Annotated in this window: 18 protein-coding genes; 6 read left to right on the top strand and 12 right to left on the bottom strand. The window is 67.6% G+C overall.

Annotated elements, in window-relative coordinates:
- Positions 1-41: 41 nt before the first annotated feature.
- Complete coding sequence (locus tag AB4061_RS33275; RefSeq protein ID WP_441640438.1) at positions 42-1,070, bottom strand: SDR family oxidoreductase; 1,029 nt, start codon at positions 1,068-1,070, stop codon at positions 42-44.
- Positions 1,071-1,207: 137 nt separating this feature from the next.
- Here AB4061_RS33275 and AB4061_RS33270 point away from each other — a divergent pair, with 137 nt between their 5' ends.
- Positions 1,208-1,882, top strand: coding sequence for a TetR/AcrR family transcriptional regulator (locus AB4061_RS33270; protein WP_441640437.1), 675 nt, complete (start codon positions 1,208-1,210; stop codon positions 1,880-1,882).
- 53 nt (positions 1,883-1,935) lie between these two features.
- Here AB4061_RS33270 and AB4061_RS33265 read toward each other — a convergent pair whose 3' ends face one another.
- The 8 genes from AB4061_RS33265 to AB4061_RS33230 all read right to left on the bottom strand — a co-directional run bounded on the left by AB4061_RS33265 (position 1,936) and on the right by AB4061_RS33230 (position 12,385).
- Positions 1,936-3,198, bottom strand: coding sequence for a TolC family protein (locus tag AB4061_RS33265; protein WP_441640436.1), 1,263 nt, complete (start codon positions 3,196-3,198; stop codon positions 1,936-1,938).
- Positions 3,199-3,230: 32 nt separating this feature from the next.
- Positions 3,231-6,356 (bottom strand): efflux RND transporter permease subunit, encoded by a 3,126-nt coding sequence (locus AB4061_RS33260; protein WP_441640435.1) that lies wholly within the window; start codon positions 6,354-6,356, stop codon positions 3,231-3,233.
- Positions 6,356-7,429 carry an efflux RND transporter periplasmic adaptor subunit gene (locus AB4061_RS33255; protein WP_441640434.1) on the bottom strand — a complete coding sequence of 358 codons (1,074 nt, stop codon included), beginning with the start codon at positions 7,427-7,429 and terminating at the stop codon, positions 6,356-6,358. Before AB4061_RS33255 ends, AB4061_RS33260 begins: the two co-directional genes overlap by 1 nt.
- 95 nt (positions 7,430-7,524) lie before the next feature.
- On the bottom strand, positions 7,525-7,923 hold the full coding sequence (locus AB4061_RS33250; RefSeq protein ID WP_441640433.1) for a hypothetical protein: 399 nt from the start codon (positions 7,921-7,923) through the stop codon (positions 7,525-7,527).
- A 110-nt stretch (positions 7,924-8,033) separates the two neighbouring features.
- A complete protein-coding gene (locus AB4061_RS33245; protein WP_441640432.1) occupies positions 8,034-8,900 on the bottom strand; it encodes a carbohydrate ABC transporter permease in 867 nt (288 codons plus the stop codon).
- Between the two features lies 1 nt (position 8,901).
- Positions 8,902-9,831 carry a carbohydrate ABC transporter permease gene (locus tag AB4061_RS33240; protein ID WP_441640431.1) on the bottom strand — a complete coding sequence of 310 codons (930 nt, stop codon included), beginning with the start codon at positions 9,829-9,831 and terminating at the stop codon, positions 8,902-8,904.
- On the bottom strand, positions 9,828-10,871 hold the full coding sequence (locus AB4061_RS33235) for an ABC transporter ATP-binding protein (RefSeq protein WP_441640430.1): 1,044 nt from the start codon (positions 10,869-10,871) through the stop codon (positions 9,828-9,830). The genes AB4061_RS33240 and AB4061_RS33235 overlap by 4 nt, the downstream gene beginning before the upstream one ends.
- 50 nt (positions 10,872-10,921) lie before the next feature.
- Positions 10,922-12,385, bottom strand: a complete 1,464-nt coding sequence (locus tag AB4061_RS33230) for an ABC transporter substrate-binding protein (protein ID WP_441640429.1) — start codon at positions 12,383-12,385, stop codon at positions 10,922-10,924.
- Positions 12,386-12,642: 257 nt separating this feature from the next.
- Between AB4061_RS33230 and AB4061_RS33225 the strand changes: the two genes are divergently transcribed.
- Complete coding sequence (locus AB4061_RS33225; RefSeq protein ID WP_441640428.1) at positions 12,643-13,845, top strand: glycine C-acetyltransferase; 1,203 nt, start codon at positions 12,643-12,645, stop codon at positions 13,843-13,845.
- Between the two features lie 57 nt (positions 13,846-13,902).
- Positions 13,903-14,958, top strand: a complete 1,056-nt coding sequence (gene tdh / locus AB4061_RS33220) for an L-threonine 3-dehydrogenase (RefSeq protein WP_441640427.1) — start codon at positions 13,903-13,905, stop codon at positions 14,956-14,958.
- 94 nt (positions 14,959-15,052) lie between these two features.
- Here the strand turns inward: tdh and AB4061_RS33215 are convergent, their stop codons facing one another.
- Complete coding sequence (locus tag AB4061_RS33215; protein ID WP_441640426.1) at positions 15,053-15,490, bottom strand: universal stress protein; 438 nt, start codon at positions 15,488-15,490, stop codon at positions 15,053-15,055.
- Positions 15,491-15,863: 373 nt separating this feature from the next.
- Here AB4061_RS33215 and AB4061_RS33210 point away from each other — a divergent pair, with 373 nt between their 5' ends.
- Positions 15,864-16,943 carry a Leu/Phe/Val dehydrogenase gene (locus tag AB4061_RS33210; protein WP_441640425.1) on the top strand — a complete coding sequence of 360 codons (1,080 nt, stop codon included), beginning with the start codon at positions 15,864-15,866 and terminating at the stop codon, positions 16,941-16,943.
- Positions 16,944-17,011: 68 nt separating this feature from the next.
- Here AB4061_RS33210 and AB4061_RS33205 read toward each other — a convergent pair whose 3' ends face one another.
- Both AB4061_RS33205 and AB4061_RS33200 read right to left on the bottom strand, forming a co-directional pair.
- Positions 17,012-17,842, bottom strand: coding sequence for an alpha/beta fold hydrolase (locus AB4061_RS33205; RefSeq protein WP_441640424.1), 831 nt, complete (start codon positions 17,840-17,842; stop codon positions 17,012-17,014).
- Between the two features lie 473 nt (positions 17,843-18,315).
- Positions 18,316-19,122, bottom strand: a complete 807-nt coding sequence (locus AB4061_RS33200; protein ID WP_441640423.1) for a hypothetical protein — start codon at positions 19,120-19,122, stop codon at positions 18,316-18,318.
- Between the two features lie 76 nt (positions 19,123-19,198).
- Between AB4061_RS33200 and AB4061_RS33195 the strand changes: the two genes are divergently transcribed.
- Both AB4061_RS33195 and AB4061_RS33190 read left to right on the top strand, forming a co-directional pair.
- Positions 19,199-21,196, top strand: a complete 1,998-nt coding sequence (locus AB4061_RS33195; protein ID WP_441640422.1) for an autotransporter domain-containing protein — start codon at positions 19,199-19,201, stop codon at positions 21,194-21,196.
- Positions 21,197-21,346: 150 nt separating this feature from the next.
- A complete protein-coding gene (locus AB4061_RS33190) occupies positions 21,347-21,910 on the top strand; it encodes an adenylyltransferase/cytidyltransferase family protein (RefSeq protein ID WP_441640421.1) in 564 nt (187 codons plus the stop codon).
- Positions 21,911-21,917: the final 7 nt, after the last annotated feature.

Here is a 21,917-nt window from a genome sequence, read left to right as displayed (position 1 = left end):
CCGGCCCCGCAGCCATGGCGTTCAGCTTGCGCCCCCAGCCCTCACGCCGCGCCCGGCAGCCATCCGTGCGCCCGATACCAGGCAATGACATCGCGAACCGTGTGATCCACGGGCCGGAAGCCCAAGCCAAGCTCGCCCTCGCTTTTGGCATGGCTAAAGCGTGTCCGGTCCGCTTCCTTCACCATCAGCCGCACGGTTGCAAGGCTGAGCAGGATCGGCTTGCCGCTGACCCGGGCGTAGATCTCCTGCACGCAGGCCAGCGCAAACAACAACGGCACGGGCAGCGCGCGCTTGGGCGTTGCCACCCCCGCGGTGCGTCCGATCAGCGGGATCAGCTCGCGCATGGTCATATGCCGGCCCGCCGCGAGATAGCGCTCGCCACGCCGCCCGCGCAGCGCCGCGGCAATATGGGCCTGTGCGACATCGCGGGCGTCGACCACGGAAAAGCTCCCTGGAACCAGGCCCGGCAAGCGGCGCATTACCGTATCGAGCGCGACTTGTCCGGCTGACGTCGGCCCGATATCGCCCGGCCCCCACATCCAGCCGGGCAGCACGAACGTGGCATGCATCTCGGGGGCATTCTCGAGGAAAGCCAGGACGGCGCGGTCGCCCAGGATCTTGCTGCGATAGTACTCATCGGCGTCGGCGGGATCGCGCACATGCGTTTCATCGATCACCGAACCCGGCGCGCCATTGAGCACGGCGATGGACGAGGTCTGCACGAAGCGGCGCACGCCCGCCGCATGGGCTTGCGCGATCAGGGCGGCCGTGCCGTCGACATTGATGCGCCTGAGCGTTTCCCAGTGACTGCCACCCTTGTAGTTGTCGCGGAAGAACGCGGCGGTATGGAACACCACATCGCAGCCGTGCATGGCCGGGGCGAACGCCTCGACATCGGCCATGTCGCCAACCACGAACTCCACACCCGCGAGATCGCCGAATTGCTGCCTGGCCTTTTCCGCCGAGCGCACCAGCGCCTTGACCGCGACACCGCGGCCCCGCAGTTCGCGGACAAGATTGTTGCCGAGCAGACCGGTGGCACCGGTCACGAAAGCGGTTTGCAAGTTCATGGACAGGCCTTTATCTCGAAGGTCATATGAAATCTAGATATCGATTGATATCCTTTATGATAACAGTTGAAGTCCCAAATGCAATCGATACGGCAATCCCTCTCGCCATGCCCAATGCCACGCCCAGTACCACGCCAATGAAGCAACCCACCCCGCGCAAGCGCCTGAGCCGCGAGCAAAGCCAGGCGCAGACCCGCGAGCGCCTGCTTGAGGCCGCGCGCAGCTTGTTTATGCAGCGTGGCTTCGGCGGCACGTCGATCCGGGATATCGCGGAGGAAGCGGGGTATTCGCAGGGGGCGTTCTATTCGAACTTCCCGGACAAGGAGGCGCTTTTGCTCGATCTGCTGCGCGGCCATATGGAGGCCGAGGCAAAGCAGCTGGCAGCGGTGTTCGACACGGCGGAGCACGCCGGCGCAGAGGTGCTCGCGGGCCTGGATGCCTGGGCCGCGGCGCTCCATGCGGATGCCGACTGGGCCATGCTATCGATCGAGCTGCAGATGCATGCCAATCGCAGCCCGTCGTTTGCCAGCGTTTACCGCGCGGTCTGCGAGACGCACCGCGGCGAACTCGGCGGCTTGATCGAGCGCCTGTTCCGCCATCTGGGCCGCGTGCCGCCAGCCCAGCCGGAAGAGCTGGCCGCGGGTTTCATGGCGCTCGCCCATGGCCTCGCGCTGCAACGGGGCACGACAAGCGCCGACCCGACGGGCCGGATGCTGATGCTGTTCCTGCGCGGCCTGCTGGCGAGCGCGCAGGTGGCTGGCGAAGCGGCCGATGCCAGTCATCCGGCAAAGCGTGGCCGCGCAAGCCGGTAGCCCTTAGCCGGACGCCCGCTGCCCGGGCGCACCGCACCCGGGCAGCGACGCGCTCAATCGTCGAAGTCCCACATCCGGTGCAGGTCCAGGCGTAGCCGGCTATCGGCCTCCAGCGCATCGACCAGGGCCACGCGTTCGGCCAGCGTGGTATCGGCCAAGGTACGCCGGACCATCAGCAGTTCGCTCAGGCCGGTTTCCCCCGCCTTGTAGGCCCGGCCGGTGCGTGCCGCGGCGCTGCGCTGTAGCGCGAGCGCTTCGGCCTGCGCCACGGCTGCGGCGCGCTTGCCTTCCAGGCCGCGGTACAGCACCTCGAACTCGGCGCCGATCCTGCGCTCCACCGCCACCCGGCTGCGGGCGGCCGCCTGCGCGTCGGCCGCTGCCGCCACCGCCGCCGAACGCCGGTGCGCGGAGCCAAGCGGCATGCTGATGCTCACGCCGGCAATCCGCTCCGCGCCGCCGCGCTCCACCGTGAAGAACACGCCCACGGTCGGGTCCGGCTTGCGCTCCAGGTCGGTGCGCCGGGCCTGCCGCTGGGCTTGCGTCTCCTGCGACTGGGCGAGGCGAAACTCGTGGCTGTCCTCCACATAGCGGCTGCGCAGCGCATCGGCGGGGTCGTCCGGCAACGCCTGCAGGCGCACATCCGCCGGCAGGCCGCCGGGCACGCCCAGGCCCGGGAAGCGCACCCGCAACTCGGCTAGCGCCGCCGCCTCCGCCGCGCGCGCGCTGGCCAGCGTGGCGGCGGTGCGGGCGCGCTCGGCCAGCAGAAGCTCATGGTCCATGGGTGCCGCATCGCCGGCCTGCACCCGGCGCGCAGTGACGGCCGCCAGCTCGCCCGCCAGGCTGTCGTCGCCCTGCGCCGCCAGCCGCGCCTGCTGCGCGCGCAGTGCCCCGAACCACAGCGACAGGATCTGCCGCGAGACTTCATGGCGTGCATCCATCACAGCGAGCTGGCCCGACTGCGCCGTGGCATCGGCCAGTTCGCCATCGGCGTCGGCCTTGCCCCATAGCCGCAGCGGGCGCTCCAGCGCCAGTTGCCCTTCGGCAAACCGGTCGGACGGCTCGCGCACCTGGCGGCGCTGCCCGATGGCCCGCACCACGGCCTCGGCAGTGCCGGCACGGATGCCATCCGCCCGGGCCAGCACCGCATCGCGGCGGGCCTCGGCCATCTGCACGTCCGGCGACTGGCCAACGGCGTCGCGCACGGCGGACTCAAGCGGCAGCACGCCAGCTTCAGCCGGCATGGCTGCTTGCGCCCGGGCGACGCCCGGCATCCCGGCGGCCGCGATCATGACAGCCGCGGCTGCCATCTTGCTCATTGCGCCTCTCTTTGCGCCTCTCATTGCGCCGCTCATTGCGCCTCTCCTTGTGCCATGCGGCCTTGCTTGTCCTCGCGCGACCGCGCCACGCCAAAGCGCTCGAACAACAGCGGCAACAGCAGCAAGGTCAGTGCGGTGGAGCTGACCAGGCCGCCCGAGACGACGATGGCCAGCGGGCGCTGGATCTCAGAGCCGGGCCCGCTGGCAAGCAGCAAGGGAATCATCCCCAGCGCCGTGATGCAGGCGGTCATCAGGACCGGCCGCAAGCGGTCGCGCACGCCGGTGCGCACCGCTTCGGCCATTGGCCACCCTTCCTCCAGCAAGGTATTGAAATGCGAAACCAGCACCACGCCGTTCAGCACGGCAATGCCCAGGAGCGCGATAAAGCCCACCGAGGCGGGCACCGACAGGTACTCGCCCGCCACCCGCAGCGCGGCGATGCCGCCCACCAGCGCGAACGGAATATTGGCGATGACGAGCGCCGCCTGGCGGATCGAGCGGAAGGTCAGCATCAACAGCAGGAAGATGGCGCCCAGCGCCAGCGGCACTACCAGCGCAAGGCGCGCGGCGGCGCGCTGCTGGTTCTCGAACTGGCCCCCCCAGGCCACGCGCAATCCCTTGGGCAGTCCGGACAGGCCCGCCACGGCCGTTTGCGCCTCCTGCACGAAGCCGGTCAGGTCGCGTCCTTCCACGCTGACCTGGATCACCGCAAAGCGCCCACCGTCTTCGTGGTTGATGCGCACCGGCCCTTCCACGCGCCGCACCTGTGCCAGGGAGGTGAGCGGCCAGGACGTGCCGTCCGGCGCCGTCACCTGCAAGCTGGTGAATGTCTCCGGCGTCTGCCGCAGGCTATCGCTGCCACGCAGGATCAGCGGCGTGCGCACGGTGCCCTCCGGCACGATGCCGATCCGGTCGCCCTCCACCTGCGCGCGCAGCAACGCTTGCAGCGCATCGCCGGAGAGCCCTGCGCGCCCGACGGCGGCGCGGTCCAGCGCGAGCGTGAGGTACTGCACGCCCTCGTTGCTGGGCGCGATCACTTCGGCCGCGCCGGGGATCTTGCGCACGCGCGCGGCGATGGCCTGCGCCGCGGTGTCGATCGCGCCGAGATCAGCGCCGAACACCTTGATCGCCACGTCGCCGCGCGTGCCGGTCAGCATCTCCGAGACGCGCATCTCGATGGGTTGCGTGAAGCCATACACCACGCCCGGGAAACGCTCCATGACGCGGCGGATGGCGATGGCGATGTCTTCCTTGCTGCCGCGCCACTGGTCCTTTGGCTGCAGCACGAGGAAGGTGTCGGTCTCGTTCAGCCCCATCGGATCGAGGCCGAGATCGTCTGAGCCGGAGCGCGCCACGATCGAGCGGATCTCCGGCACCTCGGCCAGCAGCGCCTGCTGCACCCGCAGGTCCAGGTCCACCGAGGTGGCCAGCGAGACCGACGGCGCCTTCTGCAGCTGCACGATCATGTCGCCCTCGTCCATGGTGGGCATGAAGGTCTTGCCCACCGACAGGTAGAGCGCCACCGCCAAGGCCAGCGCCACACCCGCCGAGGCAAAGACCGCGCGCGGATGCCGCCCGCTCCAGTCCTGCAGCCGGGCAAAGCCGCGTGCCACCTTGCGCATCAGGTACGGCGTCTCGTCCGCATGCGCGCGCAGCAGCAGCGACGCCAGTGCCGGCACCACGGTGAAGGCGATCGCCACCGACGACGCCAACGCCAGCACGATGGTCAGCGCCACCGGGCCAAACAGCTTGCCCTCCAGGCCTTGCAGCGACAGCAGCGGCAGGAACACGATCGCGATGATCGACACCCCGGCCAGCATCGGCACCGCCACGCTGGCGACAGCATGGCGGATCACCGCGCCGCGCAGCGCCGGGTCGGACTTGCGTTCGTGCGCCTTCGCCAACGCGGATTCGATGTTCTCCACCACCACCACCGCCGCGTCCACCAGCATGCCCAGCGCAATCGCCAGGCCGCCAAGGCTCATCAGGTTGGCGGTCAGCCCCACGTAGCGCATCAGCAGGAAGGTCGCCAGCATCGACAGCGGCAGGGTTGCCGCCACCACCAGCGCCGCGCGCAGGCCGCCGAGAAACAGGTACAGCGTCACCACCACCAGCAAGCTGGCCTCGATCAAGGCCCGCACCACGGTATTGGCGGCACGCGTGACCAGTTCACCCCGGTTGTAGAACACGTGCGTGGACATGCCCTTGGGCAGCTGCGGCGCCAGCGCATCCAGCCTGGCCTGCACGTCGGCGACCAGCTGGCGGGCATCGGCGCCGCGCAGGGCCAGCACCAGCCCCTGCACCGCTTCACCGCGGCCGTCCTTGCTGACCGCGCCGTTGCGCGTAGCCACRCCGAGCCTGACGGTGGCCACATCGCCCACCGTCACCAGCGGCATGCCGTTGCGCCCGCCCGGCGCGGCAACGGCCACCTGGCGCAGGTCTTCCACGCCGCGCACGCCGCCTTCGACGCGCACCACCCAGTTCTCGTCGCCCTGCTCCACCCGGCCGGCGCCGTCGTTGCGGTTGTTGGCGTCGAGCGCCTGGCGCAGTTGCTCCAGCGTGACGGCGCGGGCGCGCAGCCGCGCCGGATCGGGGATGACCTCGTAGCTGCGCACCTCGCCGCCCAGCGCGTTGACATCCGCCACGCCGGGCACGGTGCGCAAGGCCGGGCGCAGCACCCAGTCCAGCACGCGGCGCCGCTCGGCCAGCGAGAAGGCATCCCCCTCCACCGTGAACATGAACATCTCGCCCAGCGGCGTGGTGATCGGCGCCAGCCCGCCGATGGCGTTGGGCGGCAGGTCGCGCAACAGGCCGGCGAGCCGCTCGGACACCTGCTGGCGGGCCCAGTAGCTATCCACGCCTTCCTCGAAATCGACCGTCACGTCGCTGATGCCGTACTTGGACACCGAGCGGACGATGGTCTTGTGCGGGATGCCCAGCAGTTCCTGCTCGATCGGCGTGGAAACGCGCTGCTCGACTTCCTCCGGCGTCATGCCGGGGATCTTCAGGATGACCTTGACCTGGGTGGGCGAGATGTCCGGAAAGGCATCGATGGGCAGCTTCAAGTAAGCCCACGCTCCGGCCACAGCCAGCACGCAGGCGGCAATCAGCACCAGCGCCCGCTGGCGCAGGGAGAATTCGATCAGGCCGGCCAGCATCACTGGCCTCCCGCGAGCATGCCCTTGAGCGCGCCCACGCCGGCCACCGCCACGCGCGTGCCGGCCGGCAGCGGGCCGCGCACGGTCGCGGCGGCATCGTCCACGGCTTCGACCACCACGGTCTGGTAGCGCACGCCGGTCTTGGTCGCCACGAACACGCCCGGCGTGCCGCGCCAATACGTCAGCGCCATGGCCGGCACCCGTACGCGGCCCGCGCCGGTGGCGTCGGGTGTGCTACGCAAGTGCACGATCACATTCACGCTCTCGCCGGCCTGCAGGCTGCCGCGCTTGTCCAGCACCGCGCGCACGCGCACGGCGGCGGTGCCGTCGCTTGCCGGCACCACGCCGGCCACCGTGCCGGTGGCGCCGCGCTGGCGCACCTCCACGCGCTCGCCGCCCGCCGGAGCGGGCACATCGCGGCCAACCAGCAGATCCAGTTCCAGCGCGGTGGGATCCACGATGCGGAACAACGGCGCGGCGCCTTCCACGCGCGTGCCGGGCACGGCGTTGACCTCGGCAATCAGCCCGGCACGGCCGGCCACCAGTTGCGGCTCACCCGAGCCGCTGGCGAACACGATGCCCGCGGCAGCCATCTCGGCCTCGCGGGCGCGCACCATCGCCGCGCCTTCCGCCGCGCGTGCCTGCGTGGCGTGCCAGCGGCTGCCCGGGATGATGCCGTCGTCGTGCAAGCCGCGGTCCCGCGCCAGCGCCAGGCGGGCCAGGTTGGCCTGCGAGCGCGCTTCCGACAGCGCACGCCCGGCCTCGAACAGTTGCGGGCTGGCAAAGGCGGCCAGCGGCTGGCCGGCGCGCACCGCCTGGCCGATCGACACCAGCACGCGCGAGACCATGCCGGCATAGGGCGCCGCAACCACGTACTGCGCATCGGGCTTCAGCACCACGCGAGCGCTGGCGCCGGTCTCCAGCTGCGCGGCACCGGCGACCGGATCAAACCGCACGCCGAGCGCGCGGGCCTGTGCATCGGACAACGCCAGTACCTGCGCGCGGGCCATGCCAATGGGGAACAGCGTCGACGCGACCAGCGCGCCAACGAAAACAACTCGACGGGAAAACATGCCTGACTCCAAAGCAGGATGGAAGCCCCCGGCACGCCGTGATCAGCCTCGATCAGGCGCGCGAGCGTGCACCGCCGGCGTGGCCGGCAGGGGAATCAGGAAGCGAAGGGCGGGGCGTGCGCGGGGGGTGGCCTGCTGTCGCTGCCACGCCATCGGGGCGGCGTGCGCTGGCGCCACGGCAAGCGCCGGAACACCGGCAGCGGCCGCGCGGCAAACAGCAGGAACGCGAAGACCAGGCCGATCAGCACATCGGCGGCCTGCACGTGGAGGGAAAAGGCAATGGGGCCGATGGCGGTCTGCACATCGACCTCAAGCGGCTCGACCGCGATCAGCGCGGCGGAACCTGTGGGCAAAGGGGATGAAGCGGAAGGAGAATAAGAATTAACCGCACCTTGGAGCGCCGTGTGCACATGCAGGCCATGGAGTTTCGGGGTTCCGAGATGGCCGTGCAGAAGCGGGGTGAGGAGCTGCATTGCAAACAGCAACAGCAGCAAGGCTCCCCGCAAGAAGGAGGGGCGGTCTGCGCGAAACATGGCGCGATTGTAGCGGAGTTTGAGGCGGCGCCGCGCAGCGGGAGCACGGACCCGGCCACCGCCAAACCCGCTCACTTCACCGCGCCCACGGTAAAACCCGCGACAAAGCGGTCGACGAACAGGTTGTAGAGCACGGCTACCGGCACGCTGACGACCAGGCAGGCGCCCATCAGGGAGCCCCAGAAATAGACATCCCCACGCACCAGGAAGGTCGGCACGCCAACGCTGACGGTGTACTGTGACGAACTGGTGATAAAGGTGAGGGCATAGACGAATTCCTGCATCACCAGCGTCAGCGTGAATATGACTACGGTCAGGATGCCGGCCGACGACAGCGGCACCACCACCTTCAGGAAGGCGCCGAAGCGGCTCAGCCCGTCCATCATCGCCGCCTCTTCGATATCGCGCGGCACCGCCTTGAAAAACCCCATCATCAGCCAGGTGCAGAAAGGCACGGTGAAACTCGGGTACACCAGCACCAGCGACCACAGCGAATCCTGCAGGCCGAGCGCGCCGATGATGCGGGAGAAGGGAATGAACAGGATGGTGGGCGGGATCAGGTAGGTCAGGAAGATGGCGATCGCCAGCTGCCGCCCGCGGCTGCCTGCCAGCCGGGCCAGGCTGTAGCCGGCCGGCACCGCCAGCAGCAAGGTGATGGCCACCACCATCGCCCCCACCAGCAGCGTATTGGCGATCCAGCGCAGGTAGCGTGTCTCCAGGAACAGCACGCGCAGGTTGTCCAGGGTGGGCGGCTGGTTGAACAGGAAGGGGTTGTTGGCCGTGTTGATCAGGTCGTGGACATCCTTGAAGGTGGTGATCAGCATCCAGTAGAAGGGAAAGGCGCAGAACCCCGCGAAGACGGCAAGGATGGCGACATGGCCGAAGCGTGCGCCCCAGCGCGCGCCTCTGTGCTTCCAGTGACTGGCATCGGCACGCATGTCAGGCTACCTCCGCGCGGTTGGCGATGGTCAGCAGCAGGGCCACCACCGCTACCAGCAGCGGGAACAGGAACAGCGAAATCGCCGCGCCCTCGGCCAGGTCGCCGCCCTGGATGCCGGTGAAAAATGCCAGGCTGGCCAGCACCTGCGTAGTGTCGTAAGGCCCGCCACGGGTCAGCACGAAGATGATGATCATGTCGGTGAGCGTAAACACGATGCCGAACAACAGCGCCACCAGCATGATCGGCATCACCAGCGGGATATTGATGCGCAACAGGTGGCGCCAGAAGCCGGCGCCATCCATGGCCGCGGCATCGTGGATATCCTGCGGGATGCCGTGCAGGCCGGCCAGGATAATGACCGTGGCCAGCGGCAGCAGGCGCCAGACATCCACCAGGATCACCGACGCCATGGCCAGGTCCGGCTGGCCCAGCCAGATCGGCCAGGTCTGCGGCCCAAACAGGCCGAGCGCGCGCAGCGTCCAGTTGATGATGCTGTAGACCGGATCGAATATCCACAGCCAGCCGATCGAACCCAGCGAGATCGGCGCCACCCACGGTAACAGGATCAGCAGCCGCACCAGCCATTTGCCGCGAAAATCACGCACCAGTGCCAGCGCCAGGATCTTGGCCAGGACCACCACCAGCGCCTGCGACACCAGCGTGAACACCAGCGCATTGCCAAGCGAGCGCCAGAAGGTGGGGTTGTGCACGATACGCTGGAAGTTCGCGAGGCCAACGAAATGCATGGCGCGCGTGCCCACCGTGATATCGGACAGGCTGTAGTAGATCGACAGCAGGAAGGGAAGGCCGAGCAGCAGCGCGATATAGATGAGTGCCGGCGCCAGCATCAGGGCGCCGAGCCAGCGCTCGCCCAGCGCATGCCAGGCACCGGCCTGTGGCGCTAGCGCGGCGGGAGCCCGGGTGCTCATGCCGGCCTCACGGACGACGGCACGCCGAGGCTGGCGCCGGAATGCGGATCAAAGCGCCTCAGGTCGGCACGCCGCACCGCGAACGGGTAGCGCGCGCCGGTCTCCAGCGCGAAGGTGACGGTGCAGGGAATCCGCGAGATAACCTTGGCCGGCGGCAGCGGTGGCTCCAGCAGGCCATACACCAGCCGGTCGGAACCGAGATTCTCGATGCGGGTGATATGGAAGGGGAAGGGTTCCAGCGCTTCATCGCCGCCATAGACCCCGCGCGGCAGGAAGTGCTCCGGCCGGAAGCCCGTCACCAGGCCATCGGTGTCGACCAGGTTCATCGGCGGCGAGCCGATGAAGGTGGCCACGAAGGTATCTGCCGGCTGCTCGTACACTTGCTGCGGGGTGCCGAGCTGGTGCACGCGGCCGTGATCGAGAATGGCGACCCGGTCGCCTAGCGCCAGCGCCTCGCTCTGGTCGTGCGTGACGTAGATCGTGGTGGTCGCCAGGCGCCGCTGAAGCTGCTGCAATTCCTCGCGCGCGGAGGTCCTGAGCTTGGCGTCGAGATTGGAGAGCGGCTCGTCCAGCAGGAAAGCCACCGGATCGCGCACCACCGCGCGCGCCAGCGCCACCCGCTGGCGCTCGCCGCCGGAGAGCTGGCGCGGCTTGCGCGCCAGCAGGTGGCCGATGCCGAACAGCGCCGCGGCCCAGCTCACCTTGCGCGCGATTGCCTCGCGCGGCATGCGCTGCGCCTCCAGCGGGAAGGCGATGTTGCCGGCCACGCTCAGGTGCGGATAGAGCGCGTAGCTCTGGAACACCATGGCCATGTTGTGCGCGCGCGGCGGCAGCCCGGTGACGACACGGCCGCCCACCACGATATCGCCGGAGGTGGGTGCTTCCAGCCCGGCAATCAGGCGCAGCAAGGTGGTCTTGCCCGAGCCGGACGGGCCCAGCAGCACCAGGAACTCAGCTTCGTGCACGGCCAGGTCGATGCCGTCGACAGCGTTGGCGCCGTCGAAACGCTTGGTGAGTGAGCGGGTTTCCACCGTGGCCATGACTTATCGGCCCACGCCCATCCTGATGCCTCCGGCCCGGCAAGGGCGGCTCATACGAGCCCTTTTTCCCGCCACTTGGCGAAGATCCGCTTGCACGTGGATTCCGCGGCGCGGATGGCATTCTCCGGCGTTTCATCGCCGGTGGCGGCCTTGGCGAACATGGTGTTGAGCACCCAGGTATTGAAGATCTCGTCGATAGCCGCATTGGCATAGCCGGGGTAGCCGACGTTGGTGGCCTGGTTCATCAGGCTGCCCAGCACCTTGTACTTGTCGCGCGGGCGAGCCTTGGGATCATCGGCGATCAGCTTCTGCAGGTCCGGGACTGTGCTCGGGAAGCAGGGGAAGTTGTAGTACTCGCTGCCGAGAAAGGCCTGGTGGAAATTGTCGATATAGTCCAGCAGGAACTTCTTGGCACCCGCTATGTTCTCGGCAAATTTCCAGATCACGTAGCAGTCCATCACGTGTTCCATGCCGATGCGGCGCACCGGGCCGCGCAAGGCCTGGGTCAGCCAGATATCGGGCGTGACTGGAATGTTCTTGTTCTCGCCTTCGCGCGTGATGGAAATAGCGTTCAGGCAAAGCGAGATCTTGCCCGCCAGCATGGCGCGGTTGTTGGAGGACGGATCCCACGCCAGCACCTCCGGCGTCATGGTCTCCTGGTACAGGGCCTTGACGAACTTGACCGCCTCCAGCGTGTTCTTCGAATTCAGCACGACGGTATGGCGCTCATCCTGGATCGAGCCGCCGAATGCGAAGAGGATGGTTCGCATCGCCATCGCGGTATCGAGTTCAGCCGACAAGCCAATGCCCACCGGCACGTTGCGATTGCGCTTGATCTTGCGGCCCGCGCTCAGCACGTCGTCCCAGCTGTCCGGCGCAGGCATGCCGATCTCGTCCCACAGGTCCTTGCGGAAATTGATCGGGTCCGGCACGAAGCTGTCGGAGAAGCCGAAGTACTTCTTCGTCTTCGGGTTATACGTACTCTTGATCGCCAGTTCGACCGGCTTGCCATGCTTGCGCTGGCATTCCTCGTAAATCTCGCGGTGATCGATGACCTGCTCCTCGTACACTGGCGCAGGCGACAGGAACATGAACAGGTCGTGCCCCTTCTGGGCGGATACCTCGGCGGCGGCCCGCGTGGCCAGCGCGGGAATCCCCACGTGATCGACGATGACCTCGGTATCGTTGCGCTGGCCCCATTCCTTCACATAGGTGTTATCGAACCACTTGTCATAGCCCGGCACGAAGTGGTTCCACTGGAGGATCTTCAAGGTGTGCCTGGCTGCCTGCGCCCGGCGTGGCAGCACCAAGGGGCCAAGCCCCGCGGCAAGCGCGGTAGCGGCGGCGGCCTGGATCAGGCGGCGGCGCCGCGCGTTGTGGCAGACAAGGGTGCCGGTGGATCCGTGCCGGCGCGAATAGATGATTCGCTCGATAGGAGCAATCCGTACGTCTTCGTTCATGGCCGCCTCCGCCAGCAAGCCGGTAGCCGGCATGCGCGCCGATCGCGGCGGCATGCGCAACCTCACTTAAGGATAGGAGTTGCCGACCCTAAGGCAAAGAGACAAAGGCTTGATTTCATTGCGTTTTCGATCTGATCCAGGGACCGGCGCGGCGGCTGCCGCATAGCAGCATCGGTCGCGCTGCGCCGGCCAGCGCTTGCGCAGCGCAGCACAAAACACGCGCACGGCAAAAGCGGTATTTTCCCGGCTTTCGCCATACCATGGAGACTGGCGCAAGCTACGCCGCCCAACAACCTAGCCGGGGACCTTCCATGCGCGACCGCTATCTCTCCCACCTTCGCGACACCTTAAGCACCATCCGCGCCGACGGCTTCCATAAATCCGAGCGCGTCATCGCCAGCCCGCAGGCAGCCGATATCCGGCTGGCGGGCGGCGAGCACGTACTGAACTTCTGCGCCAACAACTACCTGGGCCTGGCAGATGACCACCGCCTGATCGAAGCCGCCCGGCGCGGCCTGGAGCAAGACGGTTTCGGCATGGCCTCGGTCCGCTTCATCTGCGGCACCCAGTCCGTGCACAAGACCCTCGAAGCCGTACTCGCCAAGTTCCTCCACACCGGCGACAGCATCCTCTACTCCAGTTGCTTCGACGCCAACGGCGGCCTGTTCGAGACCTTGCTCGACGACCAGGACGCCGTCATCAGCGACGAGCTCAACCACGCCAGCATCATCGACGGCGTGCGCCTGTGCAAGGCCAGGCGCTACCGCTACCGCAACAACGACATGGCCGACCTGGAGACCCGGCTGCAGGAGGCGGATGCCGCCGGCGCGCGCTTCAAGCTGATCGCCACCGACGGCGTGTTCTCGATGGACGGCATCATCGCGGACCTCAAATCCATCTGCGACCTGGCGGACCGCTACGGGGCGCTGGTGATGGTCGACGATTCGCACGCGGTGGGCTTCGTGGGCGAGCACGGGCGTGGCACGCCGGAGCTGTGTGGCGTGGAGGGCCGCGTGGATATCATCACCGGCACGCTGGGCAAGGCGCTGGGCGGCGCCTCGGGTGGCTATGTGGCGGCGCACCGGGAAATCGTGGAGTTGCTGCGGCAGCGCTCGCGGCCTTATCTTTTTTCCAACTCGCTGGCGCCGAGCATCTGCGCCGCCACGCTGAAAGTGCTGGAGTTGCTGGCCAGCGAAGAAGGCGCGGCATTGCGCGCGCGCGTGCGGGAGAACGGCGAGCATTTCCGCCGCGAGATGACGGCGCTGGGCTTTACGCTGGTGCCGGGCCAGCATCCCATCATCCCGGTGATGCTGGGCGATGCCGCGCTGGCATCCGGCATGGCCGATGCGTTGCTGGCAGAGCATGTGTACGTGGTGGGCTTCTCCTTCCCGGTGGTGCCCAAGGGCCGGGCGCGGATCCGCACGCAGATGAGCGCAGCGCATACGGCCGAGCAGATCGAGCGGGCCGTGGCCGCGTTTGCCAAGGTAGGCCGCAAGTTCGGCGCCATCGCCTGAGCGGCGCTCAGGCGTCACCCAAGCGCTTCAACCACGCTGCAAGCAGGAGGCTCCCCCATGAAAGCCCTCGCCAAACTCGAACGCGCACCCGGCCTGACGCTGACCGACGTCCCCGAGCCGGAAGTCGGCCACAACGATGTGATGATCCGCATCCGGCAGACGGCCATCTGCGGCACCGACATCCATATCTGGAAATGGGACGAGTGGGCGCAGAACACCATCCCCGTGCCGATGCAGGTGGGGCACGAGTATGTCGGCGAGATCGTCGCCATCGGGCAGGAAGTGCGCGGGCTGGCCATTGGCGACCGCGTTTCCGGCGAGGGGCACATCACCTGCGGCTTCTGCCGCAACTGCCGCGCCGGGCGCCGCCACCTGTGCCGCAACTCGGTAGGCGTGGGCGTGAACCGCGCCGGCGCCTTTGCCGAGTACCTGGTGATTCCGGCCTTCAACGCGTTCCGCATTCCCGGCGACATCCCGGACGAGATCGCCGCCATCTTCGACCCCTTTGGCAACGCGACGCACACCGCGCTGTCCTTCAACCTGGTGGGCGAGGACGTGCTGATCACCGGCGCAGGCCCCATCGGCATCATGGCCGCTGCCATCGCTCGGCACGTGGGCGCGCGCAATGTCGTGATCACCGACGTCAACGAGTACCGGCTCGCGCTGGCGCGCAAGATGGGCGCCACGCGCGCCGTCAACGTGCAGCACGAAAACCTGAAAGACGTGGCTGCCGAGTTGCACATGACGGAAGGCTTCGACGTGGGCATGGAAATGTCCGGTGTGCCGACCGCCTTTGCGACCATGCTCGAGCACATGAACCACGGCGGCAAGATTGCCATGCTCGGCATTCCGCCATCGAAGATGGCGATAGACTGGAACCAGGTGATTTTCAAGGGGCTGGAGATCAAGGGCATCTACGGCCGCGAGATGTTCGAGACCTGGTACAAGATGGTTGCCATGCTGCAAAGCGGGCTGGACCTGACGCCGATGATCACGCATCGCTTCAGCGTGGGCGACTACGAGGCCGGCTTTGCCGCCATGCTGTCAGGCAACAGCGGCAAGGTGGTGCTGGACTGGACGCGGCCGGACCAGGCGGCGACTGCCGCGGGCTAGAAGCGCATGCTAGTGGCGCATCCATGTCTTGCCCGGACGCTGCCACGCCGCAGGTGGCTAGCGCCGCACAACGCAAGCCAGCTGCGGTGAGCCGCTAGCGATACACCAGCACAGGGATACGGCTATGCGTCAGCACCTTGTTGGTCTCGCTGCCGATCAGCACGCCCTGCAAACCGCGCCGCCCGTGCGAGGCCATCACGATCAGGTCGCACTCCTTTTCCTGGGCGGCCTGGATGATGGCCTCATAGGGGTGGTCATGTATGACGCTAAGGGTCTCGCAAGACACGTCCGCCGCCTCGGCTTCGGCGGCCAGGGTTTTCAGGTAGTCCGCCGAACTGCGGGTGGCTTCCTGCACGAACCGCGTACGGGTGTCGGCCAGCAATTCCACCTGGTAGGTGTAGACATGGAAGTCCGGGATCACCCGGATCACCGTGACATGGGCCCGCGCCTCATGGGCGAACACCAGGGCCTTGCGGAAAGCGGCTTCGGACAGGGGTGAGCCGTCGACGGGCAGCAGCAGATGCTGGAACATGGTGCCCTCCTGGCACGCGAAGGGCGGAGGCCACCGCGCAGGCGCCCTCTCACGCTTCGCTCGAGTTGAGGATTACCTCGTTCCAAGTATAGATGTGCCGGTGCCGCACACACGCCGCACACGCACACATACACACCGCGCGCGCCCTTCATCTCCCCGCGATTTGCCGGTAAGATCCAGCACCGGTTCCGCGCCACGACGCGGTACCCAGCGTTTACCCGAGGCCGGGCAGCCACACAATGGCGGCCCGGCCTTATCGAGACGGCGGCCCCCGATGGCTGCCGTTGCAACTGCACTGCCTTGCAACCCAATGCGGTGCACCCGGAAAGCGAAGGTATCCCTTTGCGCTCCCAATCTTCATGGAGAAGACGCTTTGACTGAACGCATCACCGCAGAGGCCGCCGGCCGCCTGTTCGGCACTGGCGAAGGCCCATCCCACGAGCGCGTCACGCTCGCCACCGATCCCGAGTCCGGCCTGCAGGCCATCATCGCCATCTACAGCACCAGCCTTGGCCCCGCGTTTGGCGGCTGCCGCTACTGGGCCTATCCCGCCGAGAGCGACGCCCTGACCGACGCCCTGCGCCTGTCGCAAGGCATGGCCTACAAGAATGCGCTGGCCGACCTGCCCTTCGGCGGCGGCAAGGCCGTGATCCTGCGCACCCCGGCGCAAACCGATCGCACCAAGCTGTTCCGCGCCTTCGGCCGCATGGTCGAATCGCTGGGTGGCCGCTACATCACCGCAGAAGACGTCGGCACCACGGTGGAAGACATGGTCGCCGCCCGCACGCAGACCCGCTACATCAGCGGCATGCCGCGCGAGGGCACCTTCGGCGGCAACCCATCGCCCAAGACCGCTTATGGCGTGTTCGTCGGCATCGAGGCCGCCGTGCGCTACGTGCTGGACCATAACAGCCTGCAAGGCGTGTCCGTTGCCGTGCAGGGCCTTGGCTCGGTAGGCTGGGACCTGTGCCGCCAGCTGCATGCGGCCGGCGCGCGGCTGATCGTGGCCGATATCCACGGCGCCAAGGCAGAGCAGGCGCGCGAGCAATTCGGCGCACAGGTGGTTTCCACCACCGCCATCACCAGCGTGGCCGCCGATGTGTTCGCGCCCTGCGCGCTCGGCGCGGTGATCACCCCGGCGGTAGCCGAGGGCTGCCAGTTCAAGATCGTCGCGGGCGGCGCCAACAACCAGCTCGCGTCGCTGGACGAGGGCGACACGCTGCAACGCCGCGGCATCTTCTATGCGCCGGATTTCCTGATCAACGCGGGCGGCATCATCAGCTGCGCCCGCGAGTACCTGGGCGGCGCCGAGGAAGCGGCGGTGCTGACCGAGGTGGCGCGGATCCGCGAGCGCGTGTTCGCGCTGGCCCAACGCGTGGAGAAGAGCGGGCTGGCGCCCGCGCGCGAGGCGGTCAACTGGGCACAGGAGAAGCTGGCGCCGCTGGCGCCCTGACTTGCCGGCCTAGGAAAGCACCACACCCGATGCAAGCTCTCGCGCCACGGCGCGAGAGCTTGCGCTGCCTATGGGAAAGCCTGAGGCCACAGGGCAGCCCATTTCTCGGCCCAGCAGCAGGTGTGCGTGGCGCCATCCACCATCCTGATGGCGGGCTGCCGGTCCGCCGGGAAGCGTGACGCATAGGCGGCCGCCACGTCGCGCGTGATGTTGGTATCGCGGCTGCCCACGAAATGCAGCTGCGGGATGTCCTGCAAGGCGCGCCACGCGTCGGCGGGATTGAGCGAGCCGGCCAGCGGCGGCACGCCGTGCAGCGCGGCCCAGGCCACCGGGTCGAGATTGCCCGCCACCGTTACCAGCCGGACGACATCCGGGCGCCGCGCCGCTACCAGCGCCGCCACGGCGCCTCCGCCCGAATACCCCACCAGTATCAGTTGCCGCGCACCGTAGCGCTGCTTGAGCGCGTCGATGGCCTGGTTGCTGGCGCCGATCACCTCGGCAGAGAAGCGCCGGTCCGTCCAGTCGGCCGTCTTGCAGCCCCGGAAATCCTCCCCTTGCACAAACTGGCATGGCCGCGACAGGTACGCCGCTGCGCCACGCTCCTGGCGCAGCGCGAGCTCGAGCGCCACCGGGCGCAACGGCGTCGGATCGTCGGAGGGCTGCGCGGCGCTAAGCCAGGCGAGGCCATCGCCCTCGATGTAGATGGCCAGGGTATGCGCAGGCACCACGCTGGCCGGCGCATACGCGGTCAGCACGAACTCCCGCGCGGGCAGGCGCAACGGCTGCCAGCCCCGCGCCGCCGCCAGCGCATCGGCGTTCTCCCGGCGGGCCGCGGGCGAGAAATGGGTGCAGGCGCCAAGCAGGATAACCGCCAGCAGGATCAGGATTCTTGTCGGCACGAAGGGGGCCCTTATTGGCGCAGCCTGGGGAGGACTTGTCACAGGAAATCTGGATCCGTGGGCTTGATCTAAGGCCACGTAAAACTAGAACGGGCCAGCAACAAGCGGCAAGTCTATCGCAACAACTTGCCCAATTGGACCAGGCAAAGCATGACCAGTGGCCGATGTCAGCATTTGTCAGCTTTGCGACGATGCATTTGGATAGGATCGATATGCAGAAAAACACGCGAAGCTCGCGCGATTTGGAAAGGAATAGGAAAGGAAGAGATCAACGGAAGCTAGTCCCTTTTTGCCAGTTCCTTTTTGCCAGTTCCTTCTTGCTAGTCGTTCTATCAGGAAAAAAATCAAGCCAACAACAAGCGGCAAGCCGACAGCGGCCACTTGCCCAACAGGGTCCCAGGAAAAATGAAACGCCATCGCAGCAACGTCCGGCAAGGCAGCTTTGCCACCGGCAGCCGCCCCGCAGATCTGCCTCACCGGATTGCATTGCCCCCCTCCATGCCGCGGTCCATCGCGACCGCCGCCATCATGGCGCTCGGCTCCCTGGCGGCGCTGCCTGCCGCGGCAGCGTCAGGCGCTTCATGCCAGCCGTTGTCGCCCAACACGATCTCGAACACGGTCACGGCCACTTGCACGCTGGCTTCAGCCAGCAGCCTGCTCGTCACCACCCCCGGCGGCATCATCAGCGTGGTGGGCGGCCCCGGCGTGACGACGCCTTCGGGAGGGCTGTTTGCCCCGGTCACTTTCATCGAAAACCAGGGCAGCATCTCGAGCACTGGCCTGAACGGCGCCAATTCAACCTCCATGCAATCGCCCGCGGGTGGAGACGGCGGCGTCGGCACGGGCATCAGCGTGTCCTCAATGGCTCCCGGCGTGTTTACCGTCGGCGTGATTACCAACAAAGGCTCGATCTCCGGCGTGGGCGGGAATGGTGGCAGTGGCAATCCATCGCCCATCCCTGGAGCCAATGGCGGTGCGGGCGCGGCGGGCATCGGCATCAACGTGTCGACAGCAAACGTCGCGACCATCACCAATAATGGCTCGATCACCGGCACCGGTGGCGCAGGCGGCTCAAACGGCACCACCCAGACAGGTGCATTTGGGCACGCCGGCACGGGCATTGGCGTCAGCATCTCGTCAGGCATGCTGGGCGCGCTAGAAAACAACGCGAGCGCGACCATCTCCGGCATTGGCGGGAATGTGCAAGGCGCGGGGACGATCACCGACACAGGTGGCGCGGCTACTGGCGTCAGCATCGATTCAAGCAGCGTCCAGTCCATTCAGAACGCCGGGACCATTTCCGCCACTGGCGGTTCCCGCCCCAGCTTCATGTTCCCCAACACTCTCGCGGGGGGCATGGCAATCGGTATCGGCATTTCCGGGAGTACGGTTGGCATTGTTGGCAATACCGGGACCATCACGGCATCCTCTCCTGGCGGCTTCAGCACCGGTATCAATGTACTGAACAGTACGGTGGACCGGATTGACAACTTCGGCACGATCTCTGCCGGGACCGCCATCAGTATCAGCGCCGACAGCAAGATCACCAACGGCATCCATAACGCCGGCCGCCTGGACGGTGCCGTCATGCTGGGCAAAGCGACGCTGGAACTGGATGGCGCCACCGCCACCGTGACCGGCCCGGTCTCTGGCCAAGCCGGGTCCGCTGTCAACGTCAACGGCACATTCACGTCGGGCAACACGTTCCAGGTGGACATGTTCAATGTGGCCAAGAGCGCCGTGTTCAACATGGGGCATTACATCAGCGTGGCCTCGGGCTTGAACAACGCCGGCACACTGGCCGTTGCGCCCGGGGCGACCGCGACCATCGATGGTAACTACACGCAATCCGCAAGCGGTGTGTTCCAGACCGGCCTGGGCGCCAAGGGCACCTATGGCAAGCTGGTGGTGAGGGGCACTGCCGACCTGTCCGCCAGCAACAAGATCAATGTGAACGTGGCCGGCGCGCCGGCGCTCGTCGCGGGCACCAGCGTGCAGCCCGGTGTGATCTCCGCCGCCCAGCTGCGGGCCGGCCCGACCTTCACGGTGACCGACAACAGCGCGCTGTTCGATTTCATCGCCACCCGCAACGGCAATGCCGTCGACCTGTGCGTGGCCAGGGCCGGCGCTTCGTCCTGCTCCGCCGCGCCGGTGACTCTGACGCCGGACCCGGCTTCGCCGAGTTCGCCAACCCCGACGCCCACCCCGGCGCCGACCCCGGTGATCACCGTGGTCAGCAGCGTGACCGGCGCGCAGAACACCCCGGGACTGGGCGCCGCGCGCGTGCTCGACGCCCTGATCTCGCAAGGCGCGGGCGCCCCCGCAGCCATGACGCCGGTCATCACCGCCCTGGGCACCCTGCCGACCGAGCAAGCGGTGTCGGACGCGGTCAAGCAGACCCTGCCGCTGATGGTCGCCGGCATGACGGATGTGAACTCCGCCGCCATGCACGCCACCAACCGCGTGATCCAGTCCCGCCAGGAAGCCAACCGCGGCCTGTCCTCCGGCGACGAGTTCGTCAGCGACCGCCAGGTCTGGTTCAAGCCCATGGGCTCGTGGGCCAAGCAGGGCGACCGCGATGGCGTGGCAGGTTACAAGGCCAACACCTACGGCATGGTGCTGGGTGCCGACACTGTGGTCTCCGACAATGTGCGCGTGGGCGGTGCGTTCTCCTACATGCACAGCCGCATCGACGGCAACTCGCCGGTGGCCGCGCAAAGCGCCAGCGTCGACGGCTATCGCCTGATCAGCTACGGCAGCTACAGCCTGGATCCGCGCACCGACATCAGCGTGCAGGCCGACCTGGGCGCGGGCCGCAACGAGGGCCAGCGCAACATCAACTTCGGCGGGCTGAACAGCCGTGCGTCGTCGAGCTACAACAGCTGGAACGCGCACGTCCGCGCCGGCATCGGCCGCGTCTTCAACCTGCAGCCAACCACCACCTTCACGCCGTCGCTGCGGGCCGACTACACCTTCATCCAGGATGCGGCCTACACCGAGACCGGCGCCGATGCGCTGAGCCTGGCGGTCGCGAAGAACTCGGCGCGCGAACTGATCCTGTCCACGGAGGCCCGCCTGAACCAGTCGCTGACCGAGCACGCCATGTTCAGCGCCAACCTTGGCGTGGGGTATGACGCGCTGGCGCGGCAGTCGGCCATCACCGCGGGCTACGTGGGTGGCGGCGCCCAGTTCGTCACGCGCGGCATGGCGCCGTCGCGCTGGCTGATGCGTGCGGGCCTGGGCTTTGTCGTCACCAGCAGCAAGGCGATGGAAGTCAGCGTGCGCTATGACGCGGAAGTGCGCGAGCGCTTTACCAACCAGACCGCTTCGGTAAAGGTCCGCCTGCCGTTCTGATTGGATTGTCATTGCAGTGAGGCGGGATGCCGCTTGGCGTCCCGCCTTCGTCTGCCGTGCACGGGACGCCACCCGTGCGCGGCATTCGCTTCGCTCCGGCCCGTCTTCCCCCTTTATTCCCCGGATTGCCGCCGCGCCCGCGGCACTATCATGGCGGCCGACGCCGGCATCGGCCCCCTTGCCGATGCCCAAGGCAACTTCATACCCATGGCCTTCTACTCGATGACCGACGAGCATCCTCACGCCAGCGGCGACGCCGCTGCCCCGGCCCAGCCGCTTCCCGCGCGCGGCCTGGCCGTGGGCGTCTTCGACCTGTTCCATGTCGGCCACCTGCGCTACCTGCAATTTGCACGCGCGCGTTGCCAGACCCTGGTCGTCGCGGTGACGCGCGACGCCACCGTACTAGCGAAGAAGCAACGCGCCCCCGCCATGCCGGAAACCGAGCGCATGGAGATCGTGCGCGGCCTGGGCTGGGTGAATCAGGCGCTGCCCCAGCTTGGCAGCCTGGACGACACCGAGACCGCGCAACGCTGGCTGGCCAGGCTGGCGATCAACCATGTCTTCATTGGCGAAGACTGGCGCGGCAGCGCGCGCTGGGAGCGCCTGGCGCCGCGCCTGGCCGCGCAGGGCATCGGGCTGACCTGGACGCCGCGCGCCAGCGAGGTATCCACCACGGCGCTGCGCGAGCGCATCCTGAACAGCCTGCCGGCGTGAGGCCTGG

This window comes from Cupriavidus sp. YAF13 (assembly GCF_052113425.1).
In the GTDB taxonomy this organism is placed as follows: domain Bacteria; phylum Pseudomonadota; class Gammaproteobacteria; order Burkholderiales; family Burkholderiaceae; genus Cupriavidus.
The sequence above is the reverse complement of the archived record's forward strand: the minus strand, read 5'-3'. Positions and strand labels throughout refer to the sequence as shown.

Bases quoted from the DNA above. Each gene is read 5' to 3' on its own strand.
- AB4061_RS33275 (WP_441640438.1), bottom strand. From the start codon at position 1,070: ATGAACTTGCAAACCGCTTTCGTGACCGGTGCCACCGGTCTGCTCGGC.
- AB4061_RS33270 (WP_441640437.1), top strand. From the start codon at position 1,208: ATGAAGCAACCCACCCCGCGCAAGCGCCTGAGCCGCGAGCAAAGCCAG.
- AB4061_RS33265 (WP_441640436.1), bottom strand. From the start codon at position 3,198: ATGAGCAAGATGGCAGCCGCGGCTGTCATGATCGCGGCCGCCGGGATG.
- AB4061_RS33255 (WP_441640434.1), bottom strand. From the start codon at position 7,429: ATGTTTTCCCGTCGAGTTGTTTTCGTTGGCGCGCTGGTCGCGTCGACG.
- AB4061_RS33245 (WP_441640432.1), bottom strand. From the start codon at position 8,900: ATGCGTGCCGATGCCAGTCACTGGAAGCACAGAGGCGCGCGCTGGGGC.
- AB4061_RS33240 (WP_441640431.1), bottom strand. From the start codon at position 9,831: ATGAGCACCCGGGCTCCCGCCGCGCTAGCGCCACAGGCCGGTGCCTGG.
- AB4061_RS33235 (WP_441640430.1), bottom strand. From the start codon at position 10,871: ATGGCCACGGTGGAAACCCGCTCACTCACCAAGCGTTTCGACGGCGCC.
- AB4061_RS33230 (WP_441640429.1), bottom strand. From the start codon at position 12,385: ATGCCGCCGCGATCGGCGCGCATGCCGGCTACCGGCTTGCTGGCGGAG.
- AB4061_RS33225 (WP_441640428.1), top strand. From the start codon at position 12,643: ATGCGCGACCGCTATCTCTCCCACCTTCGCGACACCTTAAGCACCATC.
- tdh (WP_441640427.1), top strand. From the start codon at position 13,903: ATGAAAGCCCTCGCCAAACTCGAACGCGCACCCGGCCTGACGCTGACC.
- AB4061_RS33215 (WP_441640426.1), bottom strand. From the start codon at position 15,490: ATGTTCCAGCATCTGCTGCTGCCCGTCGACGGCTCACCCCTGTCCGAA.
- AB4061_RS33200 (WP_441640423.1), bottom strand. From the start codon at position 19,122: ATGGACTGGACGCTGCTTGAATCGATGCTGACGCCAGTAGCCGCGCCA.
- AB4061_RS33195 (WP_441640422.1), top strand. From the start codon at position 19,199: ATGGCAATCGGTATCGGCATTTCCGGGAGTACGGTTGGCATTGTTGGC.
- AB4061_RS33190 (WP_441640421.1), top strand. From the start codon at position 21,347: ATGGCGGCCGACGCCGGCATCGGCCCCCTTGCCGATGCCCAAGGCAAC.